The following is a 21143-nucleotide window of genomic DNA, read 5'->3' on the forward strand; positions in this document are numbered from 1 at the left end:
ATGTACGGCTTGTGATACAGTGTGGGCCATCCTCAACGAGGATCCTGTGACCGCATAAACGAGTAAAAGGATCGCATCATGCAAAAAGACGCGCTGAATAATGTGCACATCGCTGACGAACAAGTTTTGATCACGCCGGAAGAACTTAAAGCAAAGTTCCCGTTAACCGCTCAGCAGGAAGCGCAAATTACCGCTTCCCGCCAGACCATCTCTGACATTATTGCCGGTCGCGACCCGCGCTTGTTAGTAGTATGCGGCCCGTGCTCGATCCACGATACTGAAGCGGCACTTGAATATGCACGTCGTTTGCAAACTCTTTCTGAACAGTTGAAGGATCAGCTGTATCTCGTTATGCGCGTCTATTTTGAAAAACCCCGTACTACCGTCGGCTGGAAAGGGTTAATCAACGATCCTTACATGGATAACTCGTTTGATATGGAAGCCGGTTTGCACATTGCCCGTGAGCTGCTCGTCAATCTTGTGGAAATGGGGCTGCCTTTAGCAACGGAAGCACTTGACCCGAATAGCCCACAATATTTAGGCGATCTGTTTAGCTGGTCGGCAATTGGTGCGCGTACCACAGAATCTCAGACCCATCGTGAAATGGCGTCGGGCCTGTCAATGCCGGTCGGTTTTAAAAACGGTACGGATGGAAGTTTGGGCACCGCGATTAACGCCATGCGTGCTGCCGCCATGCCGCATCGCTTTGTCGGCATTAACCAGGCAGGGCAGGTTTGTTTATTACAAACGCAAGGCAACCCCGATGGTCACGTTATCCTGCGCGGCGGCAAAGCACCAAATTACGGCCCGGAAGATGTTGTTCAGTGTGAAAAAGAGATGCTGAAAGCGGGACTGCGCCCGGCCTTAATGATAGATTGCAGCCATGGCAATTCTAATAAAGACTTCCGCCGTCAGCCTGGCGTAGCTGAATCTGCTATTGCCCAGATCAAAGATGGAAACCGTTCGATAATTGGTTTAATGCTGGAAAGCCATATCCATGAAGGTAACCAGTCTTCAGAGCAACCACGCAGCGAAATGAAATACGGTGTTTCCGTAACCGATGCTTGCATCAACTGGGAAATCACTGAGACATTGCTACGCGACATGCATCAGGATCTGCAGGGAGTACTGTCGGCGCGTCTGTCACACGAGGTGTAATGAGTAATGGTGGCTGAACTGACCGCGTTACGCGATCAAATTGACAATGTAGACAAGGCGCTACTCGATCTGCTGGCTAAGCGGCTTGAACTGGTCGCTGAAGTTGGCGAAGTAAAAAGCCGTTACGGCTTGCCTATTTATGTGCCTGAGCGCGAAGCTTCTATGCTGGCCTCGCGCCGCAAAGAAGCCGAAATGCTCGGCGTGCCGCCCGATTTAATCGAGGATGTATTACGCCGCGTCATGCGTGAATCCTACACCAGCGAAAACGACAAAGGCTTTAAAACCCTTTGTCCGTCATTGCGCCCGGTGGTGATTGTTGGCGGTAATGGCCAAATGGGGCGTCTGTTTGAAAAGATGCTGACGTTGTCTGGCTATGCCGTTAAAAGCCTGGATAAAGATGACTGGGATCAGGCTGATGCGCTACTCCGCGATGCCGGTATGGTCATTATTAGCGTGCCGATCCATTTGACTGAGCAGGTCATCGCGCAGTTACCGCCACTGCCAGAAGATTGCATTCTGGTCGATCTGGCTTCAGTCAAAAATCGTCCTCTACAGGCGATGCTCGCGGCACACAACGGTCCGGTACTTGGACTTCATCCGATGTTTGGCCCAGACAGCGGTAGCCTGGCGAAGCAGGTAGTTGTCTGGTGCGATGGCAGACAACCTGAAGCCTATCAATGGTTCCTTGAACAGATTCAGGTTTGGGGCGCGCGTCTGCATCGGATCAGTGCGGTTGAACATGACCAGAATATGGCTTTCATCCAGGCGCTGCGTCATTTCGCGACGTTTGCTTACGGCCTGCATCTGGCTGAAGAGAATGTTAATCTCGATCAGTTACTGGCGCTGTCGTCGCCTATCTATCGCTTAGAACTGGCGATGGTAGGACGACTGTTTGCACAAGACCCTCAGTTGTATGCAGACATCATTATGTCTTCAGAAAATAATCTGGCGTTGATTAAACGTTACTATCAGCGTTTTGGTGAAGCGATCACATTGCTGGAGCAGGGTGACAAGCAGGCATTTATTGACAGTTTTAATCGTGTGGAGCACTGGTTCGGCGATCACGCCAAACGCTTCCTGGTTGAAAGTCGCAGTCTGTTACGCTCGGCGAACGACAGTCGTCAGTAAAGTAAAAAGGCATCCAACCGGATGCCTTTTTATTATTTACTTGCCTGGTTCAACGGGTATGACATTTTCCCCGGATAACAGCCTAAAACCTTCAGTGAACGCGTCATTGCTTTCAGTTCGTGCAATGCCTGCTGCATTCGTTCTGACTGAAGATTTCCCTGAACATCGATATAAAACATCTCTTCCCACGGGTTTCCGTTGATAGGGCGCGACTCCAGCTTGCTCATAATCAGGTTATGCTGGCGTAAAACCAGCAGCGCATCAACCAAGGCACCTGCTTGCTGACCTGTTGCCATAATGAGCGTAGTTTTTGCCGGTACCTGATCGGAAACTTCAATAGGCTTGCGTGCCAGCACAATGAAGCGCGTGTGGTTCTGCTGCTGATTTGCCAGGTTCCGCTCAAGGACCTGTAAATGATATAACTCACCACCCGCTTCGCTCCCTAAGGCTGCGGCTTTCGGTGAGTTTAATGCAGCGACTTTCTCCATGGCCGCAGCGGTGCTCTCGGTATATTCGATTTTCCAGTGTGGGAAGCGGTTAATGAACTGGCTGCATTGCTGGAAAGGCTGAGGATGACTGTAAACCGTTTCAATCTGCTGTAAATCAGTGATGCCATTGACCAAAACGCAATGTTCAATTGGCAGTGTCAGTTCGCCGACGATCGATAAGCTTGTTTGTTGCAGCAAATCATAAACATCATTGATCGAGCCTGAACTGGTATTTTCAATTGGCAAAATAGCGTAGTCAGCCAGGCCGTTTTCAACCTGTTTAATAATATCGTGAAACTTCAGGCAACCGCTTTCAACCATGCTATCGAAATGACGTGCCGCATATTTACGTGCGGCAAGATGAGAATAGGAACCTTTAGGACCGAGAAAAGCGATGCGTGCAGCCTGAGCATGAGGATGATTCAGGTTTTTTTGCAACAGCGCCTGCTGAGTCAGGACTGAATCTTCGATCACAAGCTGAAACAAGCGGGTAATGTAGTGCGCATCTAAATGATGCTTTTTACCCAGAACAATCAGGCGCTCCAGTAAGGCACGCTCACGTTCTACATCACGAATAGGGCGATGTGTTTCCAGTTTGGCTTGTGCGACCTCAACAGCCAGCGCGCGGCGTTCAGCCAGTAGCGTCAGTAATTTTTCATCCACTGCGCTTATCTGATCGCGCAACGCCAGTAAGGGATTATCGGGATTCATAAAGCTCACCTGTATGCTGTCCAATAAAAAAGCCTCCCGGTTGGGAGGCTTTGTTGTTCGTCTTCGCTTTCGTTTTCACACGACGAATTGCCTCCCAGTCAGGGGAAGGTAAAAAGAAAGCGAAGAAAAACAGCTGTTGTTTCATGAAAATTTCCGTAACTAAAGTGACCTGAGAGTAACCGCACTGCTTAAAAGCTGTCAATAAAAAACGCGCCCGCAGGCGCGTTAAACGTATTGGTTGATCTAGCTGGCCGGCATGAAATCTTTAACGCTGGTAGTAGCGCGGCGTGCTTCTGATTTGTGCTGAACTTTATTGAGTTGGCGTTCTAATTTAGCAATCAAATCATTGATGGCGGTATACATATCGTCATGTTTAGCACTGGCGACTAAAGTACCGTTTGGAGTATTAATTGTCGCATCAGCAACAAACTCTTTCGGCTCTTTAGACAGGACAATATGCGGATTGATGAGGTCAGTTTGCCATTTTTCTAGCTTGGCGAGACGGTCTTCGACATGGTTGCGGATAGCGGCAGTGATTTCCATTTGTTTACTGGTAATGTTCAGAATCATATTTCTTACCTCTCTGTCATTTCCGTCTTGGTAGGACCAGCATAGCGCGAAAAAACGCAAAATGTGTGATTCAGATCACGAAAAAATGTCACTTTTTGTCAAGGCCAGTTATTTGTGAGAAAGCTGCAAAAAACGGGCAAAAAGCCTTGAAGCAGGACGTTTTAAGGTGCATTGTTGGTAAGTTAGCTCAATGAGAAACTTCATTTTTCGACGTTTTTCTGAGCATAAAAAAGCAGCCATCATGTGGCTGCTTTTTCTTTGCGTAAAGTTGAAAAGATCAGTGCGTATTATTGGCGGCAATAATCTTCGCGACTTTATCGGCTTCAGCATTAAGTTGCAGTTGGCGATACGCATTTTCCATCAACGGTAAAGCATCATGCGTTGCCTGCGTATCGGGATAGTCACGCATCATGCCTTCAACGCGGTTAACAACCGCGACATATGCCCCGCGCTTAGTATAGAATTGCGCCACAGAAAGCTCATATTTCGCCAGGCGATCTTTCAGATAGACCAGACGTTTCTGTGCATCCGCCGCGTATTGGCTGTTAGGATAACTGCGCAGCAGCTGCGAGAAATCATGGAAGGCATCGCGCGCATGGGTGGGATCACGATCGGAGCGATCAACACCAAAGAAGCCTTGCAGCGCAGAGTCATCCAGCGCCATATCCGTCAGCCCTTTCATATAAATGACGTAATCAATGTTTGGATGAGTAGGATTCAGGCGCATGAAGCGAGCAATGGCAGCCTGCGCTAATGGCAGATCGGCATTTTTATAATACGCGTAGATCAAATCCAGCTGAACCTGCTGTGAATAGGGACCGAACGGATAACGATTATCCAACGCTTCCAGTTGCTTAATTGCCGCTTTAAAGTTACCGTCCTGCAGCTTTTGCTGCGCTGTAGCGTAAATTTCAGAAGGCGGGCTGTCCGGTACCGCGTCATTTGAGCCGGAACAACCTACAAGTGCCAGGCTCAGTGTGGCAGCAGCCACCAGATATTTCATACGCGTCATGACGAAGTGATTATCCTCAAATGTTATGGCGGAAGCTGTCCGTATAGCTCCCGGTGATGACCAGGTACGATAGCACATTATATTAAACGGCATCGCCGTGAAAACCCAACGTTAACGAAGAAGCTGTATATGGCACAACAAGTTCAACTCACCGCAACGGTATCCGAATCACAACTCGGACAACGCTTAGATCAGACTTTGGCAGAATTGTTCCCTGATTATTCACGTTCTCGCATAAAAGAGTGGATCCTTAATCATCGCGTCAGTGTTAATGGCACGATTATTGATAAACCGAAAGAGAAAGTATTGGGTGGCGAGCGCGTTGCCATCGAAGCGGAAATCGAAGAAGAGCAACGCTGGGAGCCGCAAAATCTGCCGCTCGACATCGTTTATGAAGATGAAGATATTATCGTCATCAATAAACCGCGTGACTTTGTGGTTCATCCTGGCGCAGGTAATCCAGACGGCACGGTGTTGAACGCATTGCTTCATCACTATCCAGCGATCATGGATGTTCCGCGTGCGGGCATCGTTCATCGTCTGGATAAAGACACCACCGGATTAATGGTGGTGGCAAAAACGGTTCCGGCACAAACGCACCTGGTTGATTCACTACAAAGACGTGAGATCACCCGTGAATATGAAGCGGTTGCGATTGGCACTATGACGGCAGGCGGTACGGTGGATGAGCCAATCAGCCGCCACTCAACTAAACGCACGCATATGTCTGTTCATCCTATGGGTAAACCGGCAGTGACGCACTATCGCATCATGGAGCATTTCCGGGCGCATACCCGTCTGCGTTTACGCCTTGAGACGGGCCGTACCCATCAAATTCGTGTCCATATGGCGCATATCAACCATCCGCTGGTTGGCGATCCGCTTTATGGTGGTCGCCCTCGTCCGCCAAAAGGCGCATCGGATGCGTTCATTTCTACACTGCGTGGATTTGACCGCCAGGCGCTACACGCCACAATGTTGCGTCTTTATCACCCCATTTCAGGAATTGAGATGGAATTCCATGCGGCAATTCCCCAGGACATGATTGATCTTATTAATGCGCTCAAAGCTGATACTGAAGAGTTCAAGGATCAGCTGGACTGGCTATGAGTATCATTATTCCCGACTGGCCAGCGCCTGCTAACGTGCGAGCATGTTCTACTATGCGACAGGGCGGCATAAGTGCTGCGCCCTGGGACTCTCTAAACCTGGGGGCACATGTCGGAGATGAACCAGCATGCGTTGAGCGCAATCGTCAGCGATTGATGGAGTTGGCGGATTTGCCCTCAATGCCGCAGTGGCTGGAACAGGTTCATGCCACTGATGTGGTACGTTTGAACCTTGAGCAACAGAAGATGCCACGAGCAGATGCCTGCATAACATCGGAGCCGGGCGTGGTTTGCGCAGTGATGACGGCAGACTGTTTGCCGGTGCTGTTTTGCAGCGCCGACGGTTCAGAAGTTGCCGCAGCCCATGCTGGCTGGCGCGGACTTTGTGCTGGCGTGTTAGAAAATACCCTGGCACAGTTTCGCTCTCCAGCGGAGCAGATTCACGCCTGGCTTGGGCCGGCGATCGGTTTTAACGCATTTGAAGTTGGCGCAGAAGTGCGCAGTGCTTTTATGGCTCAACATTCAGCAGCGGCAGCGGCTTTTCGTCCAGCAGGCAATAAATTTTATGCCAATATCTGGCTGCTGGCGCAGCAGCGTTTGCAGGCAGCGGGCGTAAAATCTGTGAGTGCCGATATGCGCTGTACTTTCCAGCAACGCGACGATTTTTTCTCTTTCCGCCGCGATGGCACAACAGGACGTATGGCAACTTTGATCTGGCTGTTATAACCTTACGCCATAAGACGATCCAGTCAGCCTGTTTTTTGCTCTCATCTCAGGTCATCAACCTTGAAAATTTGAGGGATGACCTCATTTAATCTCCAGTAGCATTTTGACCTGTAATGGGAGGAATCATGCGTCTGGATCGTCTTACTAACAAATTCCAACTGGCTCTCGCCGACGCGCAGTCCCTCGCTCTGGGACACGATAATCAATTTATTGAACCTCTGCATCTGATGAGCGCATTGCTTAATCAGGAAGGGGGATCTGTTCGCCCGTTGCTGGCGTCTGCAGGTGTCGACGTAGCAGCATTACGCACTCAAATTGAACAAGCCATCGACCGTCTGCCGCAGGTAGAGGGAACGGAGGGGGATGTTCAACCCTCATCTGATTTGATTCGCGTACTTAACCTGTGCGACAAGCTGGCGCAAAAGCGCAGCGATAACTTTATTTCATCTGAATTGTTTGTTCTGGCGGCCCTCGATTCACGCGGCTCGCTGGCAGATTTTTAAAATCGGCTGGCGCAACCACTGAAAAACTCACTAAGGCCATTGAACAAATGCGTGGAGGAGAGAACGTGAATGATCAAGGGGCTGAAGATCAGCGCCAGGCATTAAAGAAATACACCATTGATCTGACCGAGCGGGCCGAACAGGGCAAACTCGATCCGGTGATTGGTCGGGACGAAGAGATTCGTCGTACTATCCGAGTGCTGCAGCGGCGCACAAAAAATAATCCGGTGCTCATTGGGGAGCCGGGTGTAGGTAAAACGGCAATTGTTGAAGGCCTGGCGCAGCGTATTATCAATGGCGAAGTCCCAGAAGGATTGAAAGGCCGTCGCGTGTTGGCGCTTGATATGGGTGCGCTGGTGGCCGGTGCAAAATATCGGGGTGAATTCGAAGAGCGTTTGAAAGGTGTGTTAAACGACCTTTCTAAACAAGAAGGCAATGTCATCCTGTTTATTGATGAGTTGCACACGATGGTGGGCGCAGGTAAAGCCGACGGTGCCATGGACGCAGGTAATATGCTGAAACCCGCGCTGGCACGCGGTGAATTGCACTGTGTCGGTGCTACGACGCTTGATGAATATCGTCAATATATTGAAAAAGATGCCGCGCTGGAGCGCCGTTTCCAGAAAGTTTATGTGGCAGAGCCGAGTGTTGAAGACACCATTGCGATTTTACGTGGGCTGAAAGAGCGTTATGAGCTACATCACCATGTGCAAATTACCGATCCCGCAATTGTTGCAGCGGCAACTTTGTCGCATCGCTATATTGCCGATCGCCAGTTGCCCGATAAAGCTATTGACCTGATTGACGAGGCAGCTTCCAGTATTCGCTTGCAGATCGACTCCAAGCCAGAATCGCTGGATCGGCTGGAACGCCGAATTATCCAGTTGAAACTGGAACAGCAGGCGCTGAAGAAAGAATCTGATGATGCGAGCATAAAGCGGCTTGCCATGTTAGAAAGCGAGCTGGATCAGAAAGAGCGGGAATATGCTGAGCTTGAAGAAGAGTGGAAGGCAGAAAAAGCGTCACTCTCCGGTACTCAAAATATTAAAGCAGAGCTTGAGCAAGCACGTTTAACGCTGGAGCAGGCGCGTCGCTTAGGTGATCTGGCACAGATGTCGGAACTGCAGTACGGCAAGATTCCGGCACTGGAGAAACAGTTAGCCTCAGCAACGCAGGCTGAAGGTAAAACCATGAAGCTGCTGCGCAACCGCGTTACGGATGTGGAAATCGCCGACGTATTAGCACGCTGGACCGGTATTCCGGTTGCTCGCATGATGGAAGGGGAACGCGACAAACTGCTGCGTATGGAGCAGGATTTACACGCGCGCGTTATCGGTCAGGATGAGGCGGTTGAAGCAGTATCGAATGCGATTCGCCGTAGTCGGGCAGGGTTATCAGATCCGAATCGTCCTATCGGTTCATTTCTGTTTCTTGGGCCGACGGGCGTAGGTAAAACTGAACTCTGTAAGTCATTAGCAAACTTTTTATTTGATAGTGACGACGCTATGGTGCGCATTGATATGTCTGAGTTCATGGAGAAGCATTCTGTGTCGCGGCTGGTGGGGGCACCGCCAGGATATGTGGGCTACGAAGAAGGCGGTTATCTGACAGAGGCTGTGCGTCGTCGTCCTTATTCCGTCATCTTGCTTGATGAGGTAGAAAAAGCGCATCCGGATGTATTCAACATTCTGCTGCAGGTATTAGATGATGGACGCTTAACGGATGGTCAGGGCCGAACCGTAGATTTCCGTAATACGGTGGTCATTATGACCTCAAACCTGGGATCTGATTTAATCCAGGAGCGTTTTGGCGATCTGAATTACAGCGAAATGAAAGATATTGTAATGGGCGTAGTCGGGCATCATTTCCGTCCTGAGTTCATTAACCGTATTGATGAAGTCGTGGTTTTCCATCCGCTGGCGGAGAAGCACATTGCTTCTATTGCCCAGATACAGTTGCAGCGTTTGTATAAACGTCTGGAAGAGCGTGGTTATAAACTGAATATCTCCAGCGAGGCGCTTAAACTGCTGGGCGAGAACGGTTATGACCCGGTGTATGGTGCGCGGCCGCTCAAGCGTGCAATTCAGCAGCAGATTGAAAATCCGCTGGCGCAGCAAATTCTTTCGGGTGTGCTGGTTCCTGGAAAAACCATTGAAATGGAAGTTAAAGACAACGTTATTACTGCCCGTCAGTGATGCGTTTTACCTAAAACGGGCCTCAGAGCCCGTTTTTTTATCGCCCAGACAGGTTATTTTGGCTAGTATTAAATCAGTTGGGTTAAAAATTGAGCGGTTGAATAAAAACTTCAAATTAGCACTTGTCAGCCCGCAGGAACTCCCTATAATGCGCCTCCACTGACACGGCACACCGGCTTACGGAATGACGTGTTGAGAGGTTCAGGAGACTGAGCCGCCGGAGAAAAAACTTCGAAAAAAGAAGTTGACTCTGAAGGAGGTTAGCGTAATATACGCCACCTCGCGACAGACGGTTAACCCGCTGGTCGCACTGCTCTTTAACAATTTATCAGACAATCTGTGTGGGCACTCGCAGGATTGATATCAGCGTCTCCGGACGTAAAAAAATATCAAGTCTCTGCTGGGTGAACACGTAATTCATTACGAAGTTTAATTCACAGAGCATCGCTTCACGGGTTGAAGCAAATCAAACTTTAAATTGAAGAGTTTGATCATGGCTCAGATTGAACGCTGGCGGCAGGCCTAACACATGCAAGTCGGACGGTAGCACAGGAGAGCTTGCTCTTTGGGTGACGAGTGGCGGACGGGTGAGTAATGTCTGGGGATCTGCCCGATGGAGGGGGATAACCACTGGAAACGGTGGCTAATACCGCATAACGTCGCAAGACCAAAGTGGGGGACCTTCGGGCCTCACACCATCGGATGAACCCAGATGGGATTAGCTAGTAGGCGGGGTAACGGCCCACCTAGGCGACGATCCCTAGCTGGTCTGAGAGGATGACCAGCCACACTGGAACTGAGACACGGTCCAGACTCCTACGGGAGGCAGCAGTGGGGAATATTGCACAATGGGCGCAAGCCTGATGCAGCCATGCCGCGTGTATGAAGAAGGCCTTCGGGTTGTAAAGTACTTTCAGCGGGGAGGAAGGGATGAGGTTTAATACGCCTCATCATTGACGTTACCCGCAGAAGAAGCACCGGCTAACTCCGTGCCAGCAGCCGCGGTAATACGGAGGGTGCAAGCGTTAATCGGAATTACTGGGCGTAAAGCGCACGCAGGCGGTCTGTTAAGTCAGATGTGAAATCCCCGGGCTTAACCTGGGAACTGCATTTGAAACTGGCAGGCTTGAGTCTCGTAGAGGGGGGTAGAATTCCAGGTGTAGCGGTGAAATGCGTAGAGATCTGGAGGAATACCGGTGGCGAAGGCGGCCCCCTGGACGAAGACTGACGCTCAGGTGCGAAAGCGTGGGGAGCAAACAGGATTAGATACCCTGGTAGTCCACGCCGTAAACGATGTCGACTTGGAGGTTGTGCCCTTGAGGCGTGGCTTCCGGAGCTAACGCGTTAAGTCGACCGCCTGGGGAGTACGGCCGCAAGGTTAAAACTCAAATGAATTGACGGGGGCCCGCACAAGCGGTGGAGCATGTGGTTTAATTCGATGCAACGCGAAGAACCTTACCTACTCTTGACATCCACGGGATCGGGCAGAGATGCCTGAGTGCCTTCGGGAACCGTGAGACAGGTGCTGCATGGCTGTCGTCAGCTCGTGTTGTGAAATGTTGGGTTAAGTCCCGCAACGAGCGCAACCCTTATCCTTTGTTGCCAGCGATTCGGTCGGGAACTCAAAGGAGACTGCCGGTGATAAACCGGAGGAAGGTGGGGATGACGTCAAGTCATCATGGCCCTTACGAGTAGGGCTACACACGTGCTACAATGGCGCATACAAAGAGAAGCGACCTCGCGAGAGCAAGCGGACCTCATAAAGTGCGTCGTAGTCCGGATCGGAGTCTGCAACTCGACTCCGTGAAGTCGGAATCGCTAGTAATCGTGGATCAGAACGCCACGGTGAATACGTTCCCGGGCCTTGTACACACCGCCCGTCACACCATGGGAGTGGGTTGCAAAAGAAGTAGGTAGCTTAACCTCCGGGAGGGCGCTTACCACTTTGTGATTCATGACTGGGGTGAAGTCGTAACAAGGTAACCGTAGGGGAACCTGCGGTTGGATCACCTCCTTACCTGAAGATACCTTCCCGCGAAGTGCTCACACAGATTGTCTGATAGAAAGTAAAGAGCAGTAAAACCCCGGCAGGCTTGTAGCTCAGGTGGTTAGAGCGCACCCCTGATAAGGGTGAGGTCGGTGGTTCAAGTCCACTCAGGCCTACCAGTTCTTGCGTACTCTTCGTTGTGACCCCGGAACGCACAGTTCAGCGTGCCTGGCGTTGCCACGTCCTGATTACAGAAGAATCATGGTCACGGGTTTTACCTATTTGGGGCTATAGCTCAGCTGGGAGAGCGCCTGCCTTGCACGCAGGAGGTCAGCGGTTCGATCCCGCTTAGCTCCACCATCAACCTGCGGTTGATACCCAAAACTTCAGAATGCATTTTCGAGTGCATTGCGAAGTTTTACTGCTCTTTAACAATCCGGAACAAGCTGAAAATTGAAACGACGCGTCGCGCCATTTCTCCGTAACAGGGAATGGCACAGCGATGCGGACGAGTCTCTCAAATGCTTGCAGTCTGCAGCGTTGCAAAACGCCTGTGGGTTGTGAGGTTAAGCGACTAAGCGTACACGGTGGATGCCCTGGCAGTCAGAGGCGATGAAGGACGTGCTAATCTGCGTAAAGCGCCGGTAAGGTGATATGAACCGCTACAGCCGGCGATGTCCGAATGGGGAAACCCGGTGCACTCAGTGCATCATTGCAGCATGAATACATAGTGCTGCAAGGCGAACCGGGGGAACTGAAACATCTAAGTACCCCGAGGAAAAGAAATCAACCGAGATTCCCCCAGTAGCGGCGAGCGAACGGGGAGCAGCCCAGAGCCTGAATCAGCTTGTGCACTAGTGGAAGCGTCTGGAAAGGCGCAGGGTACAGGGTGACACTCCCGTACACAAAAGTGCACGAGCTGTGAGCTCGATGAGTAAGGCGGGACACGTGGTATCCTGTCTGAACACGGGGGACCATCCTCCAAGGCTAAATACTCCTGACTGACCGATAGTGAACCAGTACCGTGAGGGAAAGGCGAAAAGAACCCCGGCGAGGGGAGTGAAACAGAACCTGAAACCGTGTACGTACAAGCAGTGGGAGCACCTTCGTGGGTGTGACTGCGTACCTTTTGTATAATGGGTCAGCGACTTATATTCTGTAGCAAGGTTAACCGTATAGGGGAGCCGCAGGGAAACCGAGTCTTAACTGGGCGTTAAGTTGCAGGGTATAGACCCGAAACCCGGTGATCTAGCCATGGGCAGGTTGAAGGTTGGGTAACACTAACTGGAGGACCGAACCGACTAATGTTGAAAAATTAGCGGATGACCTGTGGCTGGGGGTGAAAGGCCAATCAAACCGGGAGATAGCTGGTTCTCCCCGAAAGCTATTTAGGTAGCGCCTCGTGAACTCATCTCCGGGGGTAGAGCACTGTTTCGGCTAGGGGGCCATCCCGGCTTACCAACCCGATGCAAACTGCGAATACCGGAGAATGTTATCACGGGAGACACACGGCGGGTGCTAACGTCCGTCGTGAAGAGGGAAACAACCCAGACCGCCAGCTAAGGTCCCGAAGTCATGGTTAAGTGGGAAACGATGTGGGAAGGCACAGACAGCCAGGATGTTGGCTTAGAAGCAGCCATCATTTAAAGAAAGCGTAATAGCTCACTGGTCGAGTCGGCCTGCGCGGAAGATGTAACGGGGCTAAACCATGCACCGAAGCTGCGGCAGCGACGCGCATGCGTTGCTGGGTAGGGGAGCGTTCTGTAAGCCGCAGAAGGTGGTCCGTGAGGGCTGCTGGAGGTATCAGAAGTGCGAATGCTGACATAAGTAACGATAAAGCGGGTGAAAAGCCCGCTCGCCGGAAGACCAAGGGTTCCTGTCCAACGTTAATCGGGGCAGGGTGAGTCGACCCCTAAGGCGAGGCCGAAAGGCGTAGTCGATGGGAAACAGGTTAATATTCCTGTACTTGGTGTTACTGCGAAGGGGGGACGGAGAAGGTTAGGTCAGCCGGGCGACGGTCGTCCCGGTTTAAGCGTGTAGGCTGGTTATCCAGGCAAATCCGGATAATCAAGGCTGAGGCGTGACGACGAGGCTCCACGGAGCTGAAGTGACTGATACCCTGCTTCCAGGAAAAGCCTCTAAGCATCAGGTAACACGAAATCGTACCCCAAACCGACACAGGTGGTCAGGTAGAGAATACCAAGGCGCTTGAGAGAACTCGGGTGAAGGAACTAGGCAAAATGGTGCCGTAACTTCGGGAGAAGGCACGCTGGCGCGTAGGTGAGGGGACTTGCTCCCGGAGCCGAGGCCAGTCGAAGATACCAGCTGGCTGCAACTGTTTATTAAAAACACAGCACTGTGCAAACACGAAAGTGGACGTATACGGTGTGACGCCTGCCCGGTGCCGGAAGGTTAATTGATGGGGTTATCCGCAAGGAGAAGCTCTTGATCGAAGCCCCGGTAAACGGCGGCCGTAACTATAACGGTCCTAAGGTAGCGAAATTCCTTGTCGGGTAAGTTCCGACCTGCACGAATGGCGTAATGATGGCCAGGCTGTCTCCACCCGAGACTCAGTGAAATTGAACTCGCTGTGAAGATGCAGTGTACCCGCGGCAAGACGGAAAGACCCCGTGAACCTTTACTACAGCTTGACACTGAACATTGAGCCTTGATGTGTAGGATAGGTGGGAGGCTTTGAAGCGCGGACGCCAGTCCGCGTGGAGCCAACCTTGAAATACCACCCTTTAACGTTTGATGTTCTAACGTGGGCCCGTGATCCGGGCTGCGGACAGTGTCTGGTGGGTAGTTTGACTGGGGCGGTCTCCTCCCAAAGCGTAACGGAGGAGCACGAAGGTCAGCTAATCACGGTCGGACATCGTGAGGTTAGTGCAATGGCATAAGCTGGCTTGACTGCGAGCGTGACGGCGCGAGCAGGTGCGAAAGCAGGTCATAGTGATCCGGTGGTTCTGAATGGAAGGGCCATCGCTCAACGGATAAAAGGTACTCCGGGGATAACAGGCTGATACCGCCCAAGAGTTCATATCGACGGCGGTGTTTGGCACCTCGATGTCGGCTCATCACATCCTGGGGCTGAAGTAGGTCCCAAGGGTACGGCTGTTCGCCGTTTAAAGTGGTACGCGAGCTGGGTTTAGAACGTCGTGAGACAGTTCGGTCCCTATCTGCCGTGGGCGCTGGAAAACTGAGGGGGGTTGCTCCTAGTACGAGAGGACCGGAGTGAACGCACCGCTGGTGTTCGGGTTGTCATGCCAATGGCACTGCCCGGTAGCTAAGTGCGGAAGAGATAAGTGCTGAAAGCATCTAAGCACGAAACTTGCCCCGAGATGAGTTTTCCCTGACCCCTCGAGGGTCCTGAAGGGACGTTGAAGACGACGACGTTGATAGGCCGGGTGTGTAAGCGCAGCGATGCGTTGAGCTAACCGGTACTAATGACCCGTGAGGCTTAACCTTACAACGCCAGAGGCGTTTTTGAGAGACTTTCAGCTTGTGACGGATAATTCTGCGCGGCCCTGCGGCGGCGCGGAGACAGAATTTGCCTGGCGGCACTAGCGCGGTGGTCCCACCTGACCCCATGCCGAACTCAGAAGTGAAACGCCGTAGCGCCGATGGTAGTGTGGGGTCTCCCCATGCGAGAGTAGGGAACTGCCAGGCATCCAACAGAAAAGGCCCCTGCGTCTGCAGGGGGCTTTTTTACGTCTGCAGAAAAGTGGTAAAAATATAAGTTTTTGATTTAAATTCTGGCATGTCCTTATTTTATCAATGCTCTTTTCCAGGCAGTTAAATAAGCAATTAATTAAAGCCGCACTGGCTAATTAATTGAAAAAACACCTTAAATCTTGCTAAAAAGATCGCCTCAGTCACATTTTTCAATATCAGATTTCAACCTCTTTCCGTCAGGCGTAAACAAGTGGTTTACTCAATTCTTTAACGCTGCTTATCAGCAAGGAAATGAGGCAAAGCATGACAGACACAATCAAGAATCAAAGCGATGAAAGCGCGCCATATGATACGTCAACAAAAAAACGTATATGGGCCATCGTTGGTGCGTCATCAGGAAACTTAGTCGAATGGTTCGACTTTTACGTTTACTCCTTTTTTTCGCTCTATTTCGCGCATATTTTCTTCCCTCAAGGTGATACCACAACGCAATTGCTACAAACGGCTGGCGTATTTGCGGCAGGGTTTTTGATGCGTCCAATAGGGGCTGGCTGTTTGGCTATATTGGCGATCGGCACGGGCGAAAAAAATCCATGCTGATTTCGGTCTGTATGATGTGCCTGGGATCCCTGGTTATTGCCTGTTTGCCAGGCTACGAAAGTATTGGACTCGCCGCGCCAACCATTCTGTTGCTGGCACGTATGTTTCAGGGATTATCCGTTGGCGGTGAATATGGCACCAGTGCAACCTATATGAGTGAGGTCGCGCTGGAAGGGCGCAAAGGTTTCTACGCTTCATTCCAGTACGTCACGCTGATTGGTGGTCAGTTAATGGCAGTGCTCACCGTTGTGGTGTTGCAGTTCGTTCTGAGCGATGAAGATTTACGCAACTGGGGATGGCGTATACCCTTTTTTCTGGGTGCCGCATTAGCCATAGTTGCGCTGTGGTTGCGTCGTTCATTAGAAGAGACTTCAGACAAGCAAAGTCGCGCGCATCAGGATGCAGGCAGTGTGTTGGGATTACTGCGCAATCACACACGTCCTTTTTGATGGTGTTAGGTTTTACCGCTGGCGGCTCTCTCTGTTTTTATACTTTCACGACTTATATGCAAAAATATTTAGTGAATACGGCGGGTATGGATGCCAAAACGGTGAGTGGTTTAATGACGGGGGCGCTGTTAGTCTTCATGCTAATGCAACCGATCATCGGTGCGTTATCAGATAAAATTGGGCGTCGTGGTTCAATGATGATCTTTGGTGCTGGCGCAGCACTTTGCACCGTTCCTGTTCTTACTTTACTGCAAAATGTGCAAAGCCCAGCAATCGCCTTTGTGCTTATCATGCTGGCATTACTGATCACCAGTTTTTACACGGCCATCAGCGGCATTCTCAAAGCTGAAATGTTTCCGGCACAGGTGCGCGCGTTAGGTGTGGGTTTGTCCTATGCCGTCGCGAACGCTATTTTTGGCGGTTCGGCAGAATACGTCGCGCTATTGTTGAAAAAGCATGGCATTGAAACAACATTCTTCTGGTATGTTTCGGCAATGGGCGCGCTGGCATTTTTCGTTTCTTTTATGCTGCACAAACGTGGGAAAGGTATTCGCCTTTAAATAACTGGCCCAGATTCCTTAAAGTGATGTGATGGCCGCTGGCTATTTCCACGGTATCCTCAGCGCCTGTTAAACACACTCTTATCGTCATGCCAGAAAAAAGCCCGTAAGGGCTTTTTAAAGAATACGGCTAATCAGGCGGTCAATGCGAATACGGCGTAAGCGGCGAATGAGTTTTCGCACCTTAGCGGGATAATCAGCAATGCTCTCAAGTTCGCGAAAATGTTTCACGACGGTGGTATGTTGACGAATCAGCGACAGCTCTTTTTCTCGCGGCTCGCTGAGTTGTTGCAATGGATCGTGAATCAGGATGGCATTTTCGAGATCGAGTCGCCAGGCGCGCGGATTCAGGTTATTACCGGTAATAAGCTGCCATTCATCATCGACCCATATCCCCTTCAAATGGTAACTGTTGTCACCCTCTTTCCATAAGCGAACCACCAGCTGATCGTTGTTGACGTAATACTGCAAACGACTCAGAAAGCGACGCAGATTGATTTCATACAGGTAGGGCAGAGCGCCAATAATTTTAAATGGCTGATCTTCAGGAATGTAAAAATCATTCGCGGTTTTATCGCCAACGATGATTTCAACCTGTTTGCCCTGACGCAGCAGATGGATAATGCTGCGCACCAGAATGGCAGGCAGGTTGAAGTAAGGCGTACAGATGATCAGCTTATGCTCGGCACACGGCATCAGGTGAAAAATGGTTTTGTTGAGCAAGCTGCGTTTACCCAACCCTACCAGCGGTGTGACAGTCAGCTCTTCGTTGTGACCATTGCCTTCAAACTGATAGTTGAAACCACGCAAATCCTGACGGAACTGGCGCGTCTCATTTTTAATTTCCGGACTGGATGGACGTTCTGCATGATCCAGACGATTAACAGCTTCTGCCTGTTTTAGATTGATGTTGATCCATTCATACATGGTATCAGCCAGCGCGGCGTTACGAATCACCTGATAGCGATCATAACGATATTTCTCGTGCTGATGGAGGTAGACATCGTTCAGGCTGGCACCGCTATAAAACAGCGTATCATCAATAATAAAGCCTTTAAGATGCAGCACACCCAGTGCTTCACGGGTATTCACTGGAATACCGTAAACGGGAATAGCCACTGCATGCTGCGTTGCCATTTCACAATACCAGTCGGCATTTGTCACACCACGCGCCGCGCCAATGCGTCCACGCTGAGCGCGGTGCCAGTCAACCAGAACAGAAATGTCTAAATGCGGGCGTGCCTGTTTCGCCGCATAAAGCGCATCCATAATGGCTCGACCGCCATCATCATTTTCAAGATAGAGCGCAACGATACAAATACGCGATTGTGCCGCCGCAATCTTTTCCAGCAGCGTCACACGAAATTCGGCAGGCGAATAAAGTGTCGACATATCCGCAACGGATTGTGACAGTTTCGGCAGCTGTGCGAGGTGTTGTTGGTGTTTATTACGTTTAAATTTAGACAACATCACAGTGCACTTCTTCTCTGGTTCATTGCATGGCCTTTTGCCATCAAATCAGGGTCATAACGATAAATAATAACATCAACCGCACTGGAGGGCGCTATTTTTACCTTTCTCTACAAGGTTAGCTGATGTCAGCTTGTAACGGTAATTTCAGGCTGACAATCCCCTCATCCAGTTGAATATCCACATGAAAATCAAGCTTACGAGCCAGCGTAATCATGCCGCGGTTGTGCGGCATAGTGATACCGTTCAATTGTTGCAGACCATGATCGCGCGTATAGCGGATCATCTTTTCCAGCAGCCGTCGGCCCATGCCAAGCCCTTTTAAGTCTGAGCGAACCAGTACGGAGAACTCGGCATCAACGTTATCCGCATCGGAAATCGCCCGCGTCACGCCAATAATCTTGGGCTGACCTTGATACTGACGCAGCGCAATAATAGCCATTTCGCGGTCATAATCAATTTGCGTCATATTCGCGAGATCGTCATGAGTAAACTCATTGATTTCACTAAAATAGCGGTAGTAAAGATCCTCTTTCGTGACTTGCCCGATAAAGTCTCGTAGCAGTGGTTCATCTTCAGGCAGAATCGGGCGAAACAGACAATATTGCCCATCCTTTAGCTGAACCTGTTCTTCCAGATGTTGTGGGTAGGGACGAATCGCCAGGCGCGCTTCGTTGTTACCGTCAAAGGGGGCGAGATGAAGTGTGACATCAAGCAGCGTAAAATCGTTACCCGCGGCTAACAGCGGATGAATGTCGAGCCGCTGAATCTCAGGGCAATCCACCACCAGGTTAGAGACCTGTACCATCAGCTGACTTAACCCGGCGATATCAAGCGGGTTCAGCGCACTGCGGCTGCGAATTTTACCGCTTTTAATGGCCTGAATAACCAAATAGCGTGCCAGCGTCATATTTAGCGGCGGCAGGGCGACAGCAGCCTGTTTATCTGCCTGCCACTCAATGCCGCCTTCGCCCAGCATGATAATCGGTCCAAACAGCGCGTCCTGTTCTACTACTACCCGTAATTCCTGTGCACCGGCGCGGTTAGCCATACTCTGCACCAGCAGGCCTTCAATGCGAGCCTGCGGCAGCGTCTGTTTGACACGATCAAAAATGGCATCCGCTGCGCTCTGGACTTCGGCAGCGTTGCGCAGATAGAGCATGACGCCCTGCACTTCAGATTTATGGGCAATATCGGGTGAACGTAACTTAAGCGCCACCGGATAACCAATCTGCTCGGCGATACGCGCGGCTGAGAGACTATCGCTGGCAATCCAGGTTGGCAGTGTCGTTAGACCATAGGCTTCCAGTACGGGCTGAACTTCATGCGTATCTAACGAGGTGATGCCTTTATCTAATGCCTGCGATAACAGCTGATGCGCCTGTGCACTATCCTGCGTCAGATTAGCTGGCAGAGCGGGGGTTTCACGTAATTGCTTTTGGTTACGACGATACTCCACCTGATGCATAAATGCCGTCACCGTGCCTTCAGGCGTGCGCCAGGTTGGAATACCCGCCAGGGTAAAGGCGCGGCGCGCAGCTTGCGATGAATATTCACCACTCCAGTTGGTTAATAGCGTGACCTGTTTACCACGAGGATGCGCCACAATAGCGTTAATCAATTGTCCGGCTGTTTCTGTTGCGGGTGCGACTGCGCTAGGCGCATGAATAATCATTAATGCATCAAGCTCATGGCTGCTCAGCAAAATATTGATGCAATCAACGTAGCGTTGCGGCGTAGCATCATCTTTGAGATCCAGCGGGTTACCACGGCCTGCGCCTTCTGGTAACCGCTCTTCCAGTTGATTAAGCGTCTCTTCGCTTAATGTGGCCAGCTTGCCGTTGCGCGCATAAAGCGCATCGAGTGCCAGGGCAGCAGGCGCGGCACCGTTACTGACAATCATCAGCCGCTCGCCGCGCAATGGGCGCATATGGCTAAGCGATTCCACCGCCGAAAACAGCTCGTGCGTATCCTGCACGCGTAATAATCCTGCACGCTGAATGGCGGCATCCCAGGCTGCATCAAGTCCGCTGTGCGTGCCGAGTAAGGCCTGAGCCTGATGGCTACGACCGCTTTTGATGACCAGGATAGGTTTATTGCGCGACGCGCTACGTGAGGCAGAAACAAAGCGGCGCGCATCGCTAAGATGCTCCAGATAGAGCAGAATGGCGCTGGTTTTACCGTCCCGGGCGAGAAAGTCGAGTAAATCATCAACATCCGTATCCAGACTGTCGCCCAGTGCGATGAACCATGAAAAGCCGAGATTGCGCTGCTGCGCCCAATCCAGAATCGTATTAGAGACGGCAGCAGACTGAGAAATAAAAGCGATACGCCCTTTTTCAATGGGCACCGGAGAAAAGCTGGCGTTCAGTCCTTGCCACGGTGCTAACAATCCCAGACTGTTAGGGCCAAGCAAGCGAATCTGCCAGCGGCTGGCACAGGCTTTCAGCTCGGCTTGCTGGCTGGCAGGAGCCGAGAGAATAATGCAGGCTTTACATCCTTTTTCGCCCAGTTGCTGAAGTAATTCGAGGTTGCGTCGGGCATGGGTACAGATGATAGCTAAATCAGGCGCGAACGGCAGGCTGTCAATCGTTGGCCACGCCAGCACACCGCTAACGGCTTTGTACTTCGGTGTAACCGGCAGCACCGGCCCGCTAAAACCGCCCGCCAGCAGGTTGCGCATCATAAAATACCCAGCACGCCCGGGCGTTACCGAGGCACCAATTACCGCAATGGATTTAGGTCGTAACAGTGCTTCCAGTCCGCGTTGGCTCATCTCGCTCTCCAGAGATCAGGATTTGC

The 21143-nt window shown here is 51.1% G+C and carries 9 protein-coding genes, 2 tRNA genes, 3 rRNA genes, 3 pseudogenes and 1 other annotated feature; of the genes and pseudogenes, 11 read left to right on the top strand and 6 right to left on the bottom strand.

The genetic code is table 11. From position 1 onward, the window contains the following. Positions 1 to 78: 78 nt before the first annotated feature. Together O3W44_RS16660 and tyrA are read left to right on the top strand one after the other, a co-directional pair. The gene (locus tag O3W44_RS16660; protein WP_269293919.1) at positions 79 to 1158 is read left to right on the top strand and encodes a 3-deoxy-7-phosphoheptulonate synthase; all 1080 of its coding nucleotides are present in this window, start codon (positions 79 to 81) and stop codon (positions 1156 to 1158) included. A gap of 6 nt (positions 1159 to 1164) precedes the next feature. Then, on the top strand, positions 1165 to 2286 hold the full coding sequence (tyrA, locus tag O3W44_RS16665) for a bifunctional chorismate mutase/prephenate dehydrogenase (RefSeq protein WP_269293920.1): 1122 nt from the start codon (positions 1165 to 1167) through the stop codon (positions 2284 to 2286). 36 nt (positions 2287 to 2322) lie between these two features. Here tyrA and pheA read toward each other — a convergent pair. The 4 genes and pseudogenes from pheA to bamD all read right to left on the bottom strand — a co-directional run bounded on the left by pheA (position 2323) and on the right by bamD (position 5067). Further along, positions 2323 to 3485, bottom strand: a pseudogene (gene pheA / locus O3W44_RS16670) (bifunctional chorismate mutase/prephenate dehydratase). After that, positions 3472 to 3630, bottom strand: coding sequence for a hypothetical protein (locus tag O3W44_RS16675; protein WP_269293921.1), 159 nt, complete (start codon positions 3628 to 3630; stop codon positions 3472 to 3474). Before O3W44_RS16675 ends, pheA begins: the two are co-directional and overlap by 14 nt. Further along, positions 3508 to 3631 (bottom strand) — a sequence feature (Phe leader region). Its footprint overlaps the gene before it by 123 nt. Before the next feature lie 97 nt (positions 3632 to 3728). Continuing rightward, positions 3729 to 4055, bottom strand: a complete 327-nt coding sequence (raiA, locus tag O3W44_RS16680) for a ribosome-associated translation inhibitor RaiA (RefSeq protein WP_269293922.1) — start codon at positions 4053 to 4055, stop codon at positions 3729 to 3731. A gap of 277 nt (positions 4056 to 4332) precedes the next feature. Beyond that, the gene (gene bamD, locus O3W44_RS16685; RefSeq protein WP_269293923.1) at positions 4333 to 5067 is read right to left on the bottom strand and encodes an outer membrane protein assembly factor BamD; all 735 of its coding nucleotides are present in this window, start codon (positions 5065 to 5067) and stop codon (positions 4333 to 4335) included. 129 nt (positions 5068 to 5196) lie between these two features. On the opposite strand from bamD, the gene rluD reads away from it, so the two are divergent. The 9 genes and pseudogenes from rluD to O3W44_RS16730 all read left to right on the top strand — a co-directional run bounded on the left by rluD (position 5197) and on the right by O3W44_RS16730 (position 16871). Continuing rightward, a complete protein-coding gene (gene rluD, locus O3W44_RS16690; RefSeq protein WP_269293924.1) occupies positions 5197 to 6177 on the top strand; it encodes a 23S rRNA pseudouridine(1911/1915/1917) synthase RluD in 981 nt (326 codons plus the stop codon). After that, positions 6174 to 6902 (top strand): purine nucleoside phosphorylase YfiH, encoded by a 729-nt coding sequence (gene yfiH / locus O3W44_RS16695; RefSeq protein ID WP_269293925.1) that lies wholly within the window; start codon positions 6174 to 6176, stop codon positions 6900 to 6902. Before rluD ends, yfiH begins: the two co-directional genes overlap by 4 nt. Before the next feature lie 125 nt (positions 6903 to 7027). Next, positions 7028 to 9600, top strand: a pseudogene (clpB, locus tag O3W44_RS16700) (ATP-dependent chaperone ClpB). 475 nt (positions 9601 to 10075) lie between these two features. Then, a 16S ribosomal RNA gene (locus O3W44_RS16705) occupies positions 10076 to 11617 on the top strand. Positions 11618 to 11689: 72 nt separating this feature from the next. Then, positions 11690 to 11766, top strand: a tRNA-Ile gene (locus O3W44_RS16710). Positions 11767 to 11871: 105 nt separating this feature from the next. After that, a tRNA-Ala gene (locus O3W44_RS16715) sits at positions 11872 to 11947 on the top strand. Between the two features lie 204 nt (positions 11948 to 12151). Continuing rightward, positions 12152 to 15055 (top strand): 23S ribosomal RNA (locus O3W44_RS16720). An 85-nt stretch (positions 15056 to 15140) separates the two neighbouring features. Further along, positions 15141 to 15256, top strand: a 5S ribosomal RNA gene (rrf, locus tag O3W44_RS16725). The 16S, 23S and 5S rRNA genes sit together here with 2 tRNA genes alongside, the layout of an rRNA operon. A 309-nt stretch (positions 15257 to 15565) precedes the next feature. Then, a pseudogene (locus O3W44_RS16730) lies at positions 15566 to 16871 on the top strand (MFS family transporter). Positions 16872 to 16988: 117 nt separating this feature from the next. On the opposite strand, the gene pssA reads toward O3W44_RS16730, so the two are convergent. Next, complete coding sequence (gene pssA / locus O3W44_RS16735) at positions 16989 to 18341, bottom strand: CDP-diacylglycerol--serine O-phosphatidyltransferase (RefSeq protein WP_269294469.1); 1353 nt, start codon at positions 18339 to 18341, stop codon at positions 16989 to 16991. A 118-nt stretch (positions 18342 to 18459) separates the two neighbouring features. Continuing rightward, positions 18460 to 21117, bottom strand: coding sequence for a bifunctional acetate--CoA ligase family protein/GNAT family N-acetyltransferase (locus O3W44_RS16740; protein WP_269293926.1), 2658 nt, complete (start codon positions 21115 to 21117; stop codon positions 18460 to 18462). Positions 21118 to 21143 lie beyond the last annotated feature (26 nt).

Origin of the sequence: Pantoea sp. LMR881 (genome assembly GCF_027157825.1) — a bacterium.
Lineage (GTDB): Bacteria > Pseudomonadota > Gammaproteobacteria > Enterobacterales > Enterobacteriaceae > Pantoea > Pantoea haifensis.

Coding starts and splice junctions, on each gene's coding strand:
- O3W44_RS16660 (WP_269293919.1), top strand. CDS start 79: ATGCAAAAAGACGCGCTGAATAATGTGCACATCGCTGACGAACAAGTT.
- tyrA (WP_269293920.1), top strand. CDS start 1,165: ATGGTGGCTGAACTGACCGCGTTACGCGATCAAATTGACAATGTAGAC.
- O3W44_RS16675 (WP_269293921.1), bottom strand. CDS start 3,630: ATGAAACAACAGCTGTTTTTCTTCGCTTTCTTTTTACCTTCCCCTGAC.
- raiA (WP_269293922.1), bottom strand. CDS start 4,055: ATGATTCTGAACATTACCAGTAAACAAATGGAAATCACTGCCGCTATC.
- bamD (WP_269293923.1), bottom strand. CDS start 5,067: ATGACGCGTATGAAATATCTGGTGGCTGCTGCCACACTGAGCCTGGCA.
- rluD (WP_269293924.1), top strand. CDS start 5,197: ATGGCACAACAAGTTCAACTCACCGCAACGGTATCCGAATCACAACTC.
- yfiH (WP_269293925.1), top strand. CDS start 6,174: ATGAGTATCATTATTCCCGACTGGCCAGCGCCTGCTAACGTGCGAGCA.
- pssA (WP_269294469.1), bottom strand. CDS start 18,341: ATGTTGTCTAAATTTAAACGTAATAAACACCAACAACACCTCGCACAG.
- O3W44_RS16740 (WP_269293926.1), bottom strand. CDS start 21,117: ATGAGCCAACGCGGACTGGAAGCACTGTTACGACCTAAATCCATTGCG.